This is a genomic window from Inediibacterium massiliense, assembly GCF_001282725.1.
GTDB classification, from domain to species: Bacteria; Bacillota; Clostridia; order Peptostreptococcales; family Thermotaleaceae; genus Anaerophilus; species Anaerophilus massiliensis.
Genome location: NZ_LN876584.1, coordinates 18,748 through 36,335, shown reverse-complemented (window position 1 = coordinate 36,335; position 17,588 = coordinate 18,748). Strand labels below are relative to the sequence as shown.

The window sequence follows — 17,588 nt, the reverse complement described above, 5'->3', positions numbered from 1 at the left end:
TGGGAAATTTATACCATTTTATATGAGGCTATGGACATAGAAAAATGATTCGTAAGTAGGATACAGGAATAATGTTAAAGATAAGTATGGGAATGATATAATAATATAAATAAACTATATGCATGGGAGGAATGTTTTTGCCTGTAAATAAGCTCTCAGATAAGAAGGAAGGCTTTATAAAAGCCTGGCAGAATTTTGTGGCGAATGGAAACATACAAAGAAATCATATAAGACCTGTTATTGCAGATTCATGGATTAGAAGTAAAAAATATAAAGTAGATCCTTTTTCACAGAAAGTGGATATTTTTTTATCCCAAGAAGAATGTGAGAAAAAGTATAGACAATTTATGCCTTTTATTCAAACGGCTATTCCATTTATGCATAGTCTTAGAAAAATTGTAAATAGTACAGGATTTATTGTAAGGCTTACAGACAAAGATGGATATGTATTAGAATGTATGGGTAGTGAAGAGATGATTAAGAAATATAAGAAGTTGAATATTTTATTAGGGTGTAATGTACGAGAAGATATCATTGGAACAAATGCTATTGGGACAGCTTTAGAAATTGGAGAAGCCCTTCAAGTTTTAGGGGCGGAACATTATTGCAAGCAATATCATGATCTCACTTCCTCTGCATGTCCTATAAGAGATGAAAATGAAGAAATTATAGGAGTTTTAAGCATTACAGGTCCTGATAAGAAGGCTCATCCCCATACACTTGGGATGGTAGTTGCTGCTGCCCAAGCAATAGGAAAGAAAATGAAGCTTGAGGAGATGAATAAGCAATTAGATATGGCCAATAAGCATTTTTATGCCATCATGGAATCCATATCAGAAGGTCTTATTTGTACGAATTCCAAAGGAATTGTAATGGATATTAATCTTTTTGCACGAAATTTTTTTGGAATCAAACAAGAAGAATTATTAGGCAAAAACATTCATCATATATTAGATCAAAAAAATTATAATAAAATTATGAAAAGGATTAGAAGTGGAAAAAAATTTGAGGAAGAAGAAATATATTTTAAAAATAGAAAAAAAGAGGATATTCCTTGTATCGTAACGGTAACTCCTATAGTAGATAAGGATTTGGAGGGAGTTGTATTTACATTTAAAGAAGTGAAAACGATTCATAGTTTGGTCAATAAAATTGTAGGATCACAAGCTAGATTTACTTTTAAAGACATATTGGGAAATAGTAAAGAAATTAAACAAGCTATTCAAATTGCTTCTTTAGCTGCTAAAACAAATGCTACTATTTTATTATTGGGAGAAAGTGGAACAGGAAAAGAATTGTTTGCTCAAGCTATTCACAATGAAAGTCCTAGAAGAAAAAATCCATTTATATTTTTAAACTGTGGAGCTATCCCTCGTGATTTAGTGGGAAGTGAACTTTTTGGATATGTAGAAGGAGCTTTTACAGGGGCCAAAAGAGAAGGACATCCAGGAAAATTTGAATTGGCTGATGGGGGAACCATATTTTTAGATGAAATTGGAGATATGCCTTTGGATACTCAAGCTAATCTTTTAAGAGTCCTTGAAACAAAGCAAATTGTAAGAATCGGAGGGCATAATGTAGTTTCTGTGGATGTTAGAGTGATTGCAGCTACTCATAAGGATTTAAAAAGAGAAGTGGAGCTTGGAAATTTTAGAGAAGATCTTTTTTATCGACTCAATGTAATGCCTATTCAAACCCCTTCTTTAAGAAATAGAAAAGAGGATATAAAAACATTTATAGATTATTTTATTCATAAATTCAGTAGTAGGATAGGAAAAAATATAAAGGCTGTGGATGAAAGTTTTTATCGAGGGATGATTCATTATAAATGGCCAGGAAATGTAAGAGAATTACAAAATGTAATTCAACTGATCGTATACATGACTCAAGATGAAGTTCTTACCTATAAAAACCTTCCCAATCATATTCAATCTAGCAATATTCCTAAAAGATGGGAAGTGCCTAGTGATCTATTATCTTTAGAAGAGATAGAAAAAATAGCCATTACCAAAACACTGCAAGAAGTAGATGGAAATATGGTAAGAGCGTCTAAAATTTTAGGAATCGGAAGAAGTACTTTGTATAGAAAAATTGAAAAATACCATCTTGAACATGTATTAAAATGATACAAGTGTATTAAAATAATACAGTGTATTCTCATAATGAAAGATAAATTGTTTCATTTTGAAACAATTTATCACATAAAATTTTAAAAAGTATTCTATTTCTATTTTATTTTCTGAAAATAAAACAGAAATAAAGTAGTAAAATACTAAATGATAAAAATTGATTTAAAAAAATCCATAGATTAGGCATGTTTATTGCATATACTATTGTAGAATCAAATTTATCAATTGGAGGAATTTATGGGACGAATGATATATGGAATGACTTTTTTAATGTTATTTTGGATTATATTAGCTGAACAAATCAATGTGGAAAGAGGAATGCTAGGACTCATTGTTTGTATGGGAATTTATCAATTGAATAAGGAACTGATTTTTTCCATATCGGGAAAATGTTTTCATAATTTTAAAAAAGTATATTATTCTTTTCTTTATGTATTGATTTTTATAAAGGAACTTGTGATTGCCAATTTTCAAGTAGCTAAAATTGTTTTAAGTCCTAAAATGGATATATCTCCTCAAATCATAAAATTTCATTCTAAATTAAAAAGTGATTTTCATAGAACTATTCTAGCAAATTCTATTACTCTTACACCAGGGACTCTTACGGTTTTTATAAAAAAAGATGAGATGATTGTACATTGTTTAAAAAAAGAATATATAGAAGGAATTTTAAATTCAAAATTTGAAAAAATCCTTTTAAAAATAGAGGAGTAGGAAAATGATAGATAAGTTATTGATTTTTGCAAGTCTCATTTTGTCAGTAACCATTATATTATGTATGATTAGAGCCATAAAAGGGCCTGAAGCCTCTGACCGATTAGTTGCTATTAATGTCATTGGAACAAAGACAATTATATTAATTTCTATGATTTCTTTTATATTAAAAGAAACTTATTTTATTGATGTAGTCCTTGTGTATGCACTGATTAGTTTTATAGGGTCTGTGGTGATTTCTCATTTCATTGAAAAGGCAGGAGAGTAGAAATGATAAAAATTATATTCATTGGTATTTTACTTTTAGGAGGATTGTTTTTCTTTGTTGTGGGAACAATTGGAATACTGAGATTTCCAGATCTTTTTACAAGGCTTCATAGTGCTGCAAAATGTGATACATTAGGAGCAGTTTTATGTCTTTTAGCGCTTATGGTATACAATGGATTTCATTTTACAAGTATAAAGCTTTTTTTAATCATTATATTTTTATGGATTACAAATCCTACAGCTACCCATCTTATATCTAAAGCAGCTTTTATAAGAAAAAATAAACAAGTGGAGTGAAGTATATGGAAATATTCAGTGTAGTTATGATTTTATTTTTAATAGGATCAGCAGTAGCGGTATCTATTATGAAAGATTTATTAGGAACGATTATTGTTTTTACTGTATATAGTTTGGTTATGGCAATTTTATGGCAGCAACTCAATGCTCCAGATTTAGCAATAACAGAAGCTGCAGTAGGAGCTGGGATTACTACTGTATTATTTGTTCTTACTCTTAAAAAAATAAGAGGTGTCCATAAATGAGAAAAATTATGGCAGTTTTTTTAACGATTTTAATTATTGGTATTCTATTAATAGGAGTAAAAGAACTTCCACCTCTTGGAGAAAGTAATAATCCTGCTCACAATGAAGTCATGGATCGGTATGTGCAAAAAGGGGTAGAAGAAACAGGTGCTTTAAATACTGTAACTGGAATTATATTAGATTATAGAGCTTTTGATACTTTTGGAGAAGCCACTGTATTATTTACAGGAGCTATAGTAGTTTTGACAGTTTTAAAAAGAGATGAAAGAAAGTGAGTGCTTGGTATGGAAAATATTATATTAAAGGAGATCAGTAAAATCATTATTCCATTTATACAATTATTTGGAGTATATGTTATATTACATGGACATCTTTCTCCTGGAGGAGGTTTTGCAGGAGGAACCATCCTTGGAACGAGTTTTATTCTTTATAGAATTGTATATGGAAGTGAAAAAGCAAAAAAGAAATTTAGCTATGAACGTATGATGGATTTTATGAGTAGTGCACTCATTGTATATGGAGTATTGAAAGGATATAGCTTTATTACAGGAGGAAGTCATCTACATCTTCCTCAAATGGGTTTAGGAACTCCAGGGAATATATTAAGCGGAGGATATCTTCTTCCTCTGAATATAGGTGTAGGGATTATTGTATCTGTAAGTGTATACTTCTTTTATAGTTTGTTTGATGAAGGAGAAATATAGTATGGAAAAACTACTTACCAATTATTATGAAACAGGAGCTATGATTTTATTTGGAGTAGGATTTGTAACATTGCTACTTCATAATAATTTAATCAAGAAGATTATAGGGATGAATATTATGGATACAGCTGTTTTTTTGTTTTTCATCTCCAAAGGATTTATTGCAGGAAGAGAGGCTCCTATTGTAGGAAAGCTTCATAAAGGAGCACAAGGATACATCAATCCTATTCCTACTGCTTTAATGCTTACGGGGATTGTAGTAGCTGTAAGTGTTACAGCTTTTGCTTTAGCCCTTACCATCAAACTTTACGAAAAATATGGAACAATTGAATTAGATGAAATTATGAAAATGAGGGGGGACTAAAATGGGTGCCAATAATTTTCCACTGTTGATCATATTAATTTTATTCATCAGTGCTTTTGTAATGCCCCTTATGAAAAAAATAGATAGAGTAAAAAAGCTTAGTATTTTTACAATGTCTATATCTTTGGTATTGGGAATACTAAACTTAGGATATGTAAATGAGAATGGAGCTTATATATACAGAGTAGGACATTTTGATGCACCATGGGGGATAGAATTTCAGATAGGATTTATAGAAAGCATGATGAGTATTGTATTTTGTCTTGTAGCATTATTGGTGACTTGGTATTCTATTTATTCTATAGAAAAAGAAATAAAAGAAAATAAAATTATATTTTATTATATATTAGTGAATATTTTGGTAGGTTCCTTACTAGGGATGGTTTTTACAAATGATTTATTTAATAGCTTTGTATTTATAGAGGTGACCACTTTAGCTTCTTGTGGAATTATTGTAGTAAAAGATAAGAAAGAAAACATTGCTGCTGCATTAAAATATTTGATTTTAAGCAGCTTAGCCTCAGGGCTTATATTAATGGGAATTGCATTTTTATATGATATTACAGGTCATTTAAATATGAATTTTATGCATAAGGAGATTGTAAATTCTTATGGATTATATAAAAATACATTACTCATCTCATCAGGGCTTTTTACCATAGGCATAGGTATTAAAAGTGCTATGTTTCCTATGTATGTATGGCTTCCAGATGCTCATTCTAGTGCTCCATCCTTTTCTAGTGCCTTATTGTCTTCGTTGGTGTTAAAACCACCTGTTTTATTACTCATCAAAATATTTTACAGAATTTATGGGAAAGAAATGATTATAGAGTTTGGTATTTTAAATTTCATTCTGATATTAGGTACATTAGGTATGATTATGGGATCTATATTTGCCATTAGGCAAAAGGAAATCAAAAGAGTCATTGCATACTCTAGTGTGGCTCAAATGGGATATATCTATTTTGGAATAGGACTTGGAAATGAGTTAGGACTTACTATGGCAATTTTTCATATGATTGGTCATGCGGTTACAAAATCAGGATTATTTTTAGCAGCAGGAGCTATGATTGAAAAAACACATACGAAAAAGCTAAGTGAATTAAAAGGAATCGGAAAAGAGATGCCTCTCACATTAGGAATTTTTACACTAGGAGCATTATCTATGGTAGGAATCCCAATTCTTCCAGGTTTTATTAGCAAATGGTATTTAGCTTTAGCTACTATAGATATGGGAAAACTTGTTTTTATGGGGGCCATCTTAATCAGCAGCCTTTTAAATGCAGTTTATTATTTTCCAATTGTAGTAAATGGATATTTTGGAGAAGAAAATATAGAGGGAAAAGTTTATGGATCCAAGGAAAAGTCATTCAAAGAATTAGCGCCTATATTTATTTTGATGATAATTATGATTGGAGTAGGTGTCATTTCTAATGGATTGATTGATATGATAAGAAAAGGACTTATTTAGTGAGGTGACGAAAATGAACTGGTTTTTGCTTGTGCCAATATTTCTTCCTTTTTTTCTTGCAGGAGTAGGAACAAAAGTGTTATTCAAAGGAGAAAAGATAAGAAATATATTTGCAGTCTCATCTGTAGCAATGAATTTTTTAGCAGTTTTAGCAATTTTTCTTCAAGGAAAAGAAACAAAGATAGATCTTTTAAGAATCAATCCTTTGATAGATGTTTATTTCAAAGTAGATAAACTTGGACTATTGTTCGCTCTTTTGGCGTCTACCCTTTGGATTTTTACGACCTTTTACTCTATGGAATATATGAAGCATGAAGGAAAAGAAGAAAGATTTTTTATATTTTTTATCCTCACATTAGGGATTACTATGGGTATTGCATTTTCGGGAAATTTATTTACTCTATATATTTTTTATGAGCTTCTTACGTTAGCAACTTTTCCTCTTGTGATTCATGCAGGTAGTAAAGAAGCTTTATATAGTGGGAAAAAATATCTAATTTATTCTTTAGGAGGAGCCACTCTTGCCCTTTTAGGAATGATCCTTTTATTTAGTATGACGAGTAGCTTAAATTTCATACCAGGAGGAGTTTTAAAAGGAGCACTTATAGACAATCCACATCTTATGAGAATTATTTATACAGTTATGTTTTTGGGATTTGGTGTAAAAGCTGCTATTGTACCTTTTCATAGTTGGCTTCCTGCTGCCATGGTAGCTCCAACTCCAGTAAGTTCACTTTTACATGCTGTAGCAGTTGTAAAGTCTGGAGTATTTGTACTCATTCGAGTAAGTTATTTTATATTTGGTTCTGAGGTCATTAGAACGATTCATGGAAATAAGTATATTAGTGTATTGGTTTTTATTACAATACTTCTAGGGTCACTGCTTGCCCTTCATCAAGAAAATTTGAAAAAAAGGCTTGCATATTCAACTGTTAGTCAACTTGGGTATATTTTACTTGGCATCATTCTTTTAAATGAAAATGCCTTAACAGGAGGATTGCTGCATCTGATTAATCATGCAGTGATAAAAATTACTCTATTCTTCTGTGTAGGTGCAATTTATTATATGACCCATAAAAAAAATATGGATGAGATCAAAGGAATTGGAAGAAGAATGCCTATTACTATGTGGTGCTTTGGGATTGCTTCTATTTCATTGGTTGGGATTCCTCCTACCAATGCTTTTGTAAGCAAGTGGTTTTTAGCTTTAGGAGGGCTTTCTGAAAATAAAATCATTTTTCCTGTGATTCTTTTAGTAAGTGCTTTTTTAACTGCAACCTATCTTTTACCTATTGTAGTGACAGCTTTTTTTCACAAGGAAGAACAAAAGAATATAGAAAATTTAGATCCTCCTTTAAAAATGTTGGTTCCTATTGTAGTACTCACTACCATTACAGTTTTTTTAGGACTATTCCCAAATGTAATTCTGCATTATATCCAGCAAATTGCCAAAAATATATTATAAAGGCTTTATGAAAGGAGATCTTTTTATGAATCAAGTGATCCTCTTAAGTATTTTATTATTTCCTGCCATAATTTCTTTGATCGGATACTTAGTAGGTAAAAAGAGTGAAAAAATAAGAGATATACTTCATATAGGATTAACAGGTATCACTTTTTTGATCGTGACTTTTTTATATAAAGAAGTTGTCAAAGAACCTATCACTGTCTTTATCCCTGATATTATGGGAACGGGATTATCTTTAAAACTAGATGTTTTCCGTTATATCTTTTTATGGATTAGTTGTTTGATATGGTTTTTAACTACTATTTATTCTACTCAATATTTGATTCGTCACAAAAATAGGAATAGATATTATGCATTTTTCATGCTTACATTATTTAGTACTATAGGAATATTCTTATCAGAGAATATACTCAATTTATTTACTTTCTTTGAAATCATGTCGTTTACTTCTTATATGTTGATTATTCATGATGAGGATCAATATACTCTCCAAGCAGGAAAAGTTTACATTGGAATGGCTATTGGAGGGGGGATGGTTCTTTTGATGGGATTATTCCTTTTATATGAATATACAGGTGTTTTATACATTAGCCAGTTGGGAGAGGCTATGAGAGATATTGGAAACATCAAGTATATGATTAGTACTTTGATTTTTATAGGATTTGGAGTAAAAGCAACAGTATTTCCTTTTCATGTATGGGTTCCTAAAGTTTATCCTGCTGCTCCAACTCCAGCTAGTGCTATTTTATCTGGTGTATTACTCAAAACAGGTATATTCGGAATATTTATTATTAACTATTATTTAATGGAAGGTGATATGAACTTTTCTATTTTTATATTGATTTTAGGTTTGATCAATATGTTTGTGGGAGGCTTTTTTGCTTTATTTCAAAGAAATATAAAGAGGATATTGGCTTATAGTGGAATGAGTCAAGCAGGTTATATTCTTGTAGGAATTGGTTTAATAGGAATTTTGAGAGAACATGGCTCCGTAGCTATTTATGCTACATTATTTCATATTGTAAATCATGCTATATTTAAAGTGTTACTTTTTATGGGGGCAGGAATTATTTATATGATTCTTCATGAACTAAGTATTAATGAAATTAAGGGATTTGGAAAGCATAAGTATATATTGAAAGGATTATTTTTCCTAGGGTTCTTAGCAATTATAGGATTTCCAGGGTCTAATGGATATATTAGTAAGACGTTACTTCATATAGCTTTAGCTGAGGCACATCATTTGTATCACAATATAGGATGGACTGTAGCAGAAGTGATTTTTACTATTAGTAGTGTTTTTACTGTAGCTTATATGTTAAAAATATTTGTTACTGTATTTATAGAAAACAATGAAAAATACAAAGGTCAATGGAGAAGTTTTATCAAAAAAAGAGCACTATTTCCTATGTTGATTTTAAGTATATTGATTATTTATATAGGAATAAATCCTCAAAATATGATGAATATCATAGGATATGCAACAGATGAATTAGGAGAAGGACATTTTTCTATCCAGCATTTCTATACATGGAGTCATATGAAAAGTTCTTTGATCAATATAGTATTAGGAATCATCTTATATCTATTGACTAAAAAATATTTGACAAAGGAAATAGAAGGAAAGATTGTTTACATGAATCCTACTTTAAACTGGTTGAGTATTGAAAAAAATATATATAAACCTACTTTAAGATGGATTTTTATATCTTCTTCATATGTTTTTCACGTAATTGATCAAAGTGCTTTAAATTTAGTATATTATATGGGAGGAAAAATAAAAAGATTAAGTGGGATAGAGTTAAGTAAAGGCAATAAAAATATTTCTATAGATATTCCAACAAAGACTGTATCTCAAGTAGTAAGTCATATGTATGAAGGAATGAATAGTTTGATGTATGCTTTGTTTATAGTTGCGGTGATATTAGCAATCCTTTTAATGGTACTTGTTTTTTAAAGAGAGGAGGATGATTTTGTTTGATCAAACAGCTTTGATACTCATTTTAGTCATCCCATTCATAGGGGCTATATTTGGGTGGCTTATAGGAAGAAAAAATGAAACGTATAGAGATCTTTTCAACATATTAATGACGGCTTTGGAATTTTTGATCGTACTTTTTCTTTATAAAAGAGTGATGAAAGAACCTATTTTACTTTTCATACCAGATATTATGGGAACAGGACTATCTTTAAGATTAGATGCATTTCGATATATATTTGTTTTTATTACTACTTTTATATGGGTTTTGACAACTATGTATTCTACTCAATATTTGATTCATTATAAAAAAAGAAATAGATATTATTCGTTTTTCATGCTTACTTTATTTAGCACCATAGGAATTTTTATTTCCGAAAATATTTTAAATTTATTTGCTTTTTTCGAGATCATGTCTTTTACTTCCTATGCACTTATCATTCATGACGAAGATCAATATGCCCATGAAGCAGGAAAATCTTATTTAGCTATGGCTATAGGAGCAGGTCTTGTACTTTTAATGGGATTATTTATTTTGTATGACTATACAGGAACTTTAAATATTAGTGAATTAGGAATGAAAATGAAAAAAATAGGGAATATACAGTATTTAATTAGTGGTCTTATGATTATTGGATTTGGAACAAAGGCAAGTATGTTTCCTCTTCATGTATGGCTTCCAAAGGCACATCCGGCAGCACCTACCCCAGCAAGTGCTATTTTGTCAGGAATTCTAATCAAAACAGGAATATTTGGGATTATTGTAACCGTATGGATGATAGAGATCGATGAAACTTTATCTACCATTTTATTTGTATTAGGTCTTGTGAATATGTTCTTAGGAGGGTTTTTGGCTCTTTTCCAAAGAAATATTAAAAGAATCCTTGCCTATAGTAGCATGAGTCAAGCAGGATATATTTTAGTAGGAATAGGACTGTATGGACTTTTAAAGGATCATAAAAGTGTAGCTATTTATGGTACACTATATCATATTGTTAATCATGCCATATTTAAAGTACTTTTATTTATGGGGGCAGGGATTATTTATATGGTATTACATGAATTAAGTATCAATAAAATTAAAGGCTTTGGAAAAAATAAAACAAAATTAAAGGCTGTATTTTTCATTGGGCTTTTGGCTATTATAGGCATGCCAGGGTTCAATGGATTTATTAGTAAAACTATTTTACATGAAGCACTAGGAGTGGCTCATCATATGTATCACAATATATGGTTTACCATAGCAGAGATCATATTTACTTTAAGTAGTAGTTTTACAGTAGCATATCTTCTTAAAATATTTATAACTGTATTTGTTGAAAAAAATGAACAATACAATGGACAACTTAAACACCTTGTGAAAAAAAGAGCTATTTTTCCTATGGCCACATTAGCAGGGGTGATTGTTTATATAGGGATTTTCCCTAATAGTATTTCTCCTATTCTTCAGAAAGCTATATATATATTTGGTACATCAAAATATACACCCATTCATTTTTACAAACCTGCTTATATTATATCTTCTATCAAAACGATTTTTATAGGGGTACTTATATATATCATATTTGTACAAAAAGTTTTAAGAAAAGAAGTAGAGGGAGAAAAAATTTATATCAATCCATCTTTAAATTGGTTTAATCTTGAAAGAGATTTATATAAACCTGTACTTGTTTATACATTTCGTTTTACTTCGGCTATATTTCACTTTATAGATAGAATTGTAGTAGACTTTGTGTATTTGACACAAGGAGTCATTCAGTCTATTAGTGGAATACAAATCCAACCTAAAAAATATAAGAAACAAAAAATAAGGAGATTTTCTATCCAATATATAATAAAAGATATGAAATTTGAATTCAAAAGTTTACAAGAAGTTATAGAAGAAATAGGTAAAAGTGTAAATAGTTTAAGGTATGCTGTGTTTATTGTAGCTATTCTTTTAGCAAGTCTTTTAGTATTTTTAGTTGTATAAGTCTTAGTATAGTATATACTAAGACTTATACAATGATTATATTCTATCTTTCTTTTCATAATGGGTGTGGAGAAGCTTATGGGCTTTTTCTCCATAAGGTTCTCCTAAAAATTCTTTGTACAGCCTTAATACTTCAGTGTTTTCATGAGATTTTCTTATTTTTTTATTTCGATCTTCTTCATAGATGGCTTGTTGTCTTTTCCTTACGATTTCATCATTTCCATGATGGAAAGGTTGTCCTCCTCCACCAATACATCCTCCAGGACAAGCCATAATTTCAATGGCATCATAAGGAGATTTTCCATCTCTTATTTTTTCGAGGATAATACGAGCATTTCCAAGACCATGAGCGATGCCTATTCGTACGTCTTTATCTTTTATTTTTACAGTAGCTTCTCGTATGCCTTCCATACCTCTTAATTGAGTAAACTCAACTTCTTTTAATTCTTCTCCTGTAATCCATTCATAAGCTGTACGCATAGCAGCTTCTATGACGCCTCCTGTTGTTCCAAATATGACAGATGCGCCTGTTGTTTCTCCTAATGGGTGGTCAAATTCACTATCTGGAAGATTCTTAAAATCAATTCCAGCTTCTTTAATCATGGCTCCTAGTTCTCTGGTAGTAATGACAATATCTACATCTGTTTGATAATCCTTAGTAAGTTCTGGCCTTTTTGCTTCAGCTTTTTTGGCGATACAAGGCATGACAGATACGACTACTATATTTTTAGGATCTAGATTGTGCTTTTGTGCATAGTAGGTTTTTGCGATGGTTCCAAACATAATATGAGGAGATCTACAAGTAGAAGGAACATCTAATAACTCAGGAAATTGATGTTCGATAAATTTTACCCAAGCAGGACAGCAGCTTGTAAGCATAGGTAGGGTTCCACCATGCTCCATCCTATGCATAAATTCTGTTGCTTCTTCCATAATGGTAAGATCAGCTCCAAAATCCGTATCAAATACAGCATCAAAATTCATTCTTTTAAGGGCTGTAACCATTTTTCCTGTGGCAATGGTTCCAGCATCCATTCCAAATAATTCTCCAATGGCTACTCGGATAGCAGGAGCAGTCTGTACCACTACATGTTTATCAGGATCAGCTAAAGCTTTCCATACTTTGTCTGTATGGTTTACTTCTGTTAAAGCAGCTGTAGGACATACAGATACACACTGTCCACAATAAGTACAAGAAGATTCTGCCATAGGAATATCAAAGGCAGGACCTACAAATGCTTTAAAGCCACGACCAATAGCAGATAATATTCCACATGTTTGGACTTCGTTACACATGGTTTCGCATCTTCTACACATAATACATTTATTAGGATCTTTCACGATGGCATCGCTAGATAAATCTTTTTCAAATTTTTTTCTTTCTCCAAGCCATTTTATTTCCCGTACTCCAAGTTCTTTTGCCAAAGACTGTAATTCACATTCTAAATTTTTAGGACATGTAAAACATTCATTAGGATGGTTTGACAATAAAAGTTCTACTGCCATTCTTCTTGTTTTGATAGCTCGAATAGAATCTGTATGAATGACCATTCCTTCTGATACCTTTGTAACACAAGCTGGCACTAAAGAATTTTTTCCGATTAACTCCACAGTACATACTCTGCAAGAGGCCACTTTATTGGCAAGCTTTAAATCGTGTAAATCTAGATGACATAAAGTAGGGATCTTTACTCCTGCTTTATGAGCAGCTTCAAGAATTGTAATTCCTTCTTTTACTTCTAATGGCATATCGTTTATACTAATATGAATCATTTTTTCTTCATTCATATTTTCACCTCCTCATTTTTAGGACTAGAAAGCTTTTTGCATTCTCCAGTAGGACAAACTTTATCTTCTATATGAGATCTATATTCATCAAAGAAGTATTTCATAGTGCTTAAGATTGGATTGGGAGCAGTTTGACCTAAACCACAAAGGGATCCATCTTTGATCATATAAGCAAGCTCCTTTAAAGCATCTAAGTCTTCCATTGTAGCTTCTCCATGAGTGATTTTTTGTAAATATTCATGCATTCTTTTTGTACCTACTCTACAAGGAGTACATCTTCCACAGGATTCATCCATAATAAATTCCATATAGAATTTTGAAATGTTTACCATGCAATTTGTTTCATCCATAACAATCATTCCACCAGATCCCATCATAGATCCGATTTCTGTTAAGTGTTCGTAATCAATAGGAGTATCTAAATCTTTGTCTGTAATGACTCCTCCAGAAGGACCTCCAGTTTGTACGGCTTTAAATTTATGCCCTTTATGAATTCCTCCTCCTACATCATAAATGATTTCACGAAGAGTAGTACCCATAGGTACTTCTACAAGGCCTATATTGTTTATTTTCCCTGCAAGGGCAAATACTTTTGTACCTTTGCTTTTTTCTGTTCCTATAGATGAAAACCACTCAGGACCCTTTAAAATAATAGGAGGAATATTTGCAAAGGTTTCTACGTTGTTTACACAGGTAGGACGACTCCAATAGCCTTCTTGAGCAGGATAAGGAGGCTTATTGTTTGGCTCTCCTCTTCTACCTTCTACAGAGTTAATTAGAGCAGTCTCTTCTCCGCAAACAAAAGCACCTGCTCCATATTTTATGGTAATGTCAAAGTGAAAGTCTGAACCAAATATATTTTTTCCTAGTAATCCTAATTCTCTTGCTTGATCAATAGCGGTATTGAGTCTTTCTACAGCGAGTGGATATTCGGCTCTTATATAGATAACTCCATGATTTGCACCAATTGCATATCCTCCAATAATCATAGCTTCAAGCACGCTATGAGGATCTCCTTCTAATATACTTCTATCCATAAAAGCTCCTGGATCTCCTTCGTCAGCATTACAGATGATATATTTTATATCTCCTTCTGATTCACGAGTAAGCTGCCACTTAAGACCTGTAGGAAAGCCTCCACCGCCTCTTCCTCTGAGGCCTGATTTTTTTACTATATCTATTACTTCTTCAGGAGATTTGTCAAGAACTTTTCCTAAAGCTTCATATCCAGAAAAAGCAATATATTCATAAATATCTTCAGGATGAATGCGTCCACAATTCCTAAGAGCAATACGTAGTTGCTTTTTATAGAAGGGAATATCTTTATGTTTGTGTATTCTTTCTTCATTTGAAGGATTTTTATACAACAATCTTTCTATTTGATGTCCGCCTATAATATGTTTATCAATAATATCCTTGGCATCTTTTGGGCCGACTTTTACATAAAATATATTGTCAGGTTGTATTTTGACAATGGGACCTTGCTCGCAAAAGCCAAAACATCCTGTTTTGATGACATTTACTTTGTCAGAATATCCTCTTGCTTTTAAGATCAATTCAAGATTTTTAATCAGCTTATTGCTATCACTTGCCATACAGCCTGTGCCTCCACAGACTAAAATATCTTTTTGATCATCTTGATGATCTTTCATATTTTCATTGGGATTTCTTAATCTTACTTTTTTTAGTGCTTTTTCTCTTATTTTTTGTAAAGTATCCATAGAATCTATTTTCACATGGAATCCTCCTTTCTATAGGTTTTGATAATATGATCAATATCGTCAATGGTGACTTTTCCATATACTTTTTCATCTACCGTTACAACAGGAGCAAGCCCACATGCACCTATACAACGAACATCGTTTAAAGTGAAAAGACCATCTTCTGTAGTTTCTTGAGGATTAATGTGCAATTTTTCTTTGAAGGCTTCAAATATTTCATTAGAGCCCTTTACAAAGCATGCAGTTCCCATACACACACTAATAGTATGTTTTCCTTTAGGTTTTGTAGTAAAATAAGAATAGAAGGTAACAACTCCAAAAACTTCAGCAGCAGGAATCCCTATTTTTCTAGCTACAAAAAGTTGTACATCTCTTGGGAGATAACCAAATAGATCTTGTGCTTTATGAAGAATTTCAATTAATGCACCTCTTGCAGTATCTAGACCATCTATATAAGCGGCTAGTTGTTCAAACTTTTCTTTTGGTAGGTCTGAGTGAGGAGGTTCTATTTGAACATTAGGCATAATCAGTCATCCTTTCTAATCGTTTTCTTTGTATAATTTTCCCCAGTTTATAACCGTTCATTCATGAAAGGGTTAAATCATATAAAATTTATAGATTGATTGAAGGGAATAATGATTATAATATTAAATAAAGATAAAAAAGAGAGGCAAATATATGAAATGAATACAATCAATGAAAGAAAGAGGATTAGAGAGATTATATCTGTATTTATAAAACATGGAATCAAAAAAGAAAGGATGACTCCTGAAAATGCAAGAGAGGCTTTAGAGGAATTAGGACCAACTTTTATAAAAATAGGACAAATTCTATCTACAAGACCAGATATATTACCAGAAGAATATATCCTTGAATTTGAGAAGCTTCAAGATCAAGTAAAAATTGAAAAATTTGAAGATATTCAAAACCTTATTGAGAAGGAGTTAAAAAGACCAATAATAGAAGTATTTTCCTATTTAGAAAAAGAGCCTATTGCATCAGCTTCTATGGCTCAAGTACATCTAGCATGTACACAAAGAGGAGAAGAAGTTGTTTTAAAAATTCAAAGACCCTTTGTAAAAGAAGTAATGATGAATGATATTGCTCTTTTAAAAAAGCTTACAAAGATAGGAAAGTTTGCTCCACAGAAAAATGTAATAGATTTTGAAGAGGTGATAGATGAAATAGGAGAAATGATGAAAAAAGAATTAGATTTTTTCCATGAAGCAAATAATATAGAAAAATTTGATGAAAAAAATAAAAATATACAATATGCGATTTCTCCTAAAGTTTACAAGGAATATACTACCTCTAATATTTTAGTTATGGAATACATAAAAGGAATTAAAATTAGTAATATTGATGATTTAAAAAGAAGTGGATATGATTTGAAAGAAATTGCAAAAAAGCTTACGCATCATTATATGAAACAAGTATTTGAGGATGGATATTTTCATGCAGACCCGCATCCAGGAAATTTGTTGATTGCTCATAAAAAAATTGCTTATATAGATTTTGGTATGATGGGAAGTTTAGATGAGGGAATGAAATATAAACTCAATGAGTTATTATATGCATCTGCCACAAAAGATATAGAAAAAATCACTCAAAATGTTGTAAAAATAGGAATAAAAAAGGGAAAAGTCCAAATGAATAGATTGTATTCTGATATTGAAGAAATTTATAATAAATATGTACAACAAAACATATCAGATATTGACTTTCCTCAGTTTATGAATGAAATATTTCAAGTAAGCAAGAGAAACAATCTTTCTATGCCCAAAAATATTACCATGTTCTTAAAAGGAATGATGACGATCCAAGGGGTTGTACAAAAGCTTGATCCAAAGATGAATATGATGGATGCAGCACTTCCTTATATAAAAGAACATATTCTTTTTAAAAGAGATTTTAAACAAGATCTAATAGAACAAATAGAAAATATATACCAACTATCTAAATATGGATTAAAAATTCCCATCAAAAGCTTAGAACTAATGAATAGTGCACTAGCAGGAAAGTTAAAGGTAAAGATAGAACATGCTCATATGGAGGAGACTATAAGAGAATTAAGTAAGATGGCAAATAGAATTGTGTTTGCTCTTATTATTTCTTCTATTGTAGTAGGCTCTTCGTTAGTGATTACTGCAAATGTAGGACCCAAAATATATGATATGTCATTTTTTGGACTGATCGGATATGTAAGTGCGGCCATTATGGGAATATATCTTTTGATCATGATTCTTAGAAATGAAAAGATGTGATTCTCAATAATTGTTTCTTATTTTTAAGCAACGGAAATCTTGAATGCAATGAAGAGATTTCGTTGGCGCCATGAGCTTGCGAATTTTATGACTTTATTAAAGTTAATAGTTGGAATGAATAATACGCAAAATGATTATAATTTGGTACTATATGAAAAAATTAGATACTTGTCATTTATGTCTAAATATGATATATTAGTAGATGT

General features: G+C 31.2%; 16 protein-coding genes. 13 read left to right on the top strand and 3 right to left on the bottom strand.

Annotated features, from left to right (window positions below):
* Positions 1-137 precede the first annotated feature (137 nt).
* From BN2409_RS01620 to BN2409_RS01565, 12 genes are all read left to right on the top strand, one after another.
* Complete coding sequence (locus tag BN2409_RS01620; RefSeq protein ID WP_053954924.1) at positions 138-2,126, top strand: sigma-54-dependent Fis family transcriptional regulator; 1,989 nt, start codon at positions 138-140, stop codon at positions 2,124-2,126.
* Positions 2,127-2,366: 240 nt separating this feature from the next.
* Positions 2,367-2,843: a Na+/H+ antiporter subunit E gene (locus tag BN2409_RS01615; protein WP_053954923.1), complete on the top strand. Its 477-nt coding sequence runs from the start codon at positions 2,367-2,369 to the stop codon at positions 2,841-2,843.
* Between the two features lie 4 nt (positions 2,844-2,847).
* Positions 2,848-3,111 (top strand): MrpF/PhaF family protein, encoded by a 264-nt coding sequence (locus tag BN2409_RS01610; protein WP_053954922.1) that lies wholly within the window; start codon positions 2,848-2,850, stop codon positions 3,109-3,111.
* A gap of 2 nt (positions 3,112-3,113) precedes the next feature.
* Positions 3,114-3,407, top strand: coding sequence for a monovalent cation/H(+) antiporter subunit G (mnhG, locus tag BN2409_RS01605; protein WP_053954921.1), 294 nt, complete (start codon positions 3,114-3,116; stop codon positions 3,405-3,407).
* Positions 3,408-3,412: 5 nt separating this feature from the next.
* Positions 3,413-3,652, top strand: a complete 240-nt coding sequence (locus BN2409_RS01600) for a hydrogenase subunit MbhD domain-containing protein (RefSeq protein WP_053954920.1) — start codon at positions 3,413-3,415, stop codon at positions 3,650-3,652.
* Positions 3,649-3,927 carry a hydrogen gas-evolving membrane-bound hydrogenase subunit E gene (mbhE, locus tag BN2409_RS01595; protein ID WP_053954919.1) on the top strand — a complete coding sequence of 93 codons (279 nt, stop codon included), beginning with the start codon at positions 3,649-3,651 and terminating at the stop codon, positions 3,925-3,927. The genes BN2409_RS01600 and mbhE overlap by 4 nt, the downstream gene beginning before the upstream one ends.
* Positions 3,928-3,936: 9 nt before the next feature.
* Positions 3,937-4,356 carry an MnhB domain-containing protein gene (locus tag BN2409_RS01590; RefSeq protein ID WP_199872892.1) on the top strand — a complete coding sequence of 140 codons (420 nt, stop codon included), beginning with the start codon at positions 3,937-3,939 and terminating at the stop codon, positions 4,354-4,356.
* A 1-nt stretch (position 4,357) separates the two neighbouring features.
* Positions 4,358-4,720 (top strand): sodium:proton antiporter, encoded by a 363-nt coding sequence (locus tag BN2409_RS01585; protein ID WP_053954917.1) that lies wholly within the window; start codon positions 4,358-4,360, stop codon positions 4,718-4,720.
* 1 nt (position 4,721) lies between these two features.
* Positions 4,722-6,191, top strand: a complete 1,470-nt coding sequence (locus BN2409_RS01580) for a complex I subunit 5 family protein (protein ID WP_053954916.1) — start codon at positions 4,722-4,724, stop codon at positions 6,189-6,191.
* Between the two features lie 13 nt (positions 6,192-6,204).
* Positions 6,205-7,656 (top strand): monovalent cation/H+ antiporter subunit D family protein, encoded by a 1,452-nt coding sequence (locus tag BN2409_RS01575; RefSeq protein ID WP_053954915.1) that lies wholly within the window; start codon positions 6,205-6,207, stop codon positions 7,654-7,656.
* A gap of 25 nt (positions 7,657-7,681) precedes the next feature.
* Entirely contained in the window at positions 7,682-9,616 is a 1,935-nt protein-coding gene (locus BN2409_RS01570) for a complex I subunit 5 family protein (protein ID WP_053954914.1), read from the top strand.
* Positions 9,617-9,632: 16 nt separating this feature from the next.
* Complete coding sequence (locus BN2409_RS01565; RefSeq protein ID WP_053954913.1) at positions 9,633-11,609, top strand: complex I subunit 5 family protein; 1,977 nt, start codon at positions 9,633-9,635, stop codon at positions 11,607-11,609.
* A 36-nt stretch (positions 11,610-11,645) separates the two neighbouring features.
* Here the strand turns inward: BN2409_RS01565 and BN2409_RS01560 are convergent, their stop codons facing one another.
* From BN2409_RS01560 to BN2409_RS01550, 3 genes are read right to left on the bottom strand one after another with little or no spacing between them, the layout of a single operon-like run.
* Positions 11,646-13,397, bottom strand: coding sequence for an NADH-dependent [FeFe] hydrogenase, group A6 (locus BN2409_RS01560; RefSeq protein ID WP_053954912.1), 1,752 nt, complete (start codon positions 13,395-13,397; stop codon positions 11,646-11,648).
* Positions 13,394-15,133, bottom strand: a complete 1,740-nt coding sequence (gene nuoF / locus BN2409_RS01555; protein ID WP_053954911.1) for an NADH-quinone oxidoreductase subunit NuoF — start codon at positions 15,131-15,133, stop codon at positions 13,394-13,396. The genes BN2409_RS01560 and nuoF overlap by 4 nt, the downstream gene beginning before the upstream one ends.
* Positions 15,130-15,642, bottom strand: a complete 513-nt coding sequence (locus tag BN2409_RS01550; protein ID WP_053954910.1) for an NADH-quinone oxidoreductase subunit NuoE family protein — start codon at positions 15,640-15,642, stop codon at positions 15,130-15,132. The genes nuoF and BN2409_RS01550 overlap by 4 nt, the downstream gene beginning before the upstream one ends.
* Before the next feature lie 111 nt (positions 15,643-15,753).
* Here BN2409_RS01550 and BN2409_RS01545 point away from each other — a divergent pair, with 111 nt between their 5' ends.
* Positions 15,754-17,382 (top strand): ABC1 kinase family protein, encoded by a 1,629-nt coding sequence (locus BN2409_RS01545; RefSeq protein ID WP_053954909.1) that lies wholly within the window; start codon positions 15,754-15,756, stop codon positions 17,380-17,382.
* Positions 17,383-17,588 lie beyond the last annotated feature (206 nt).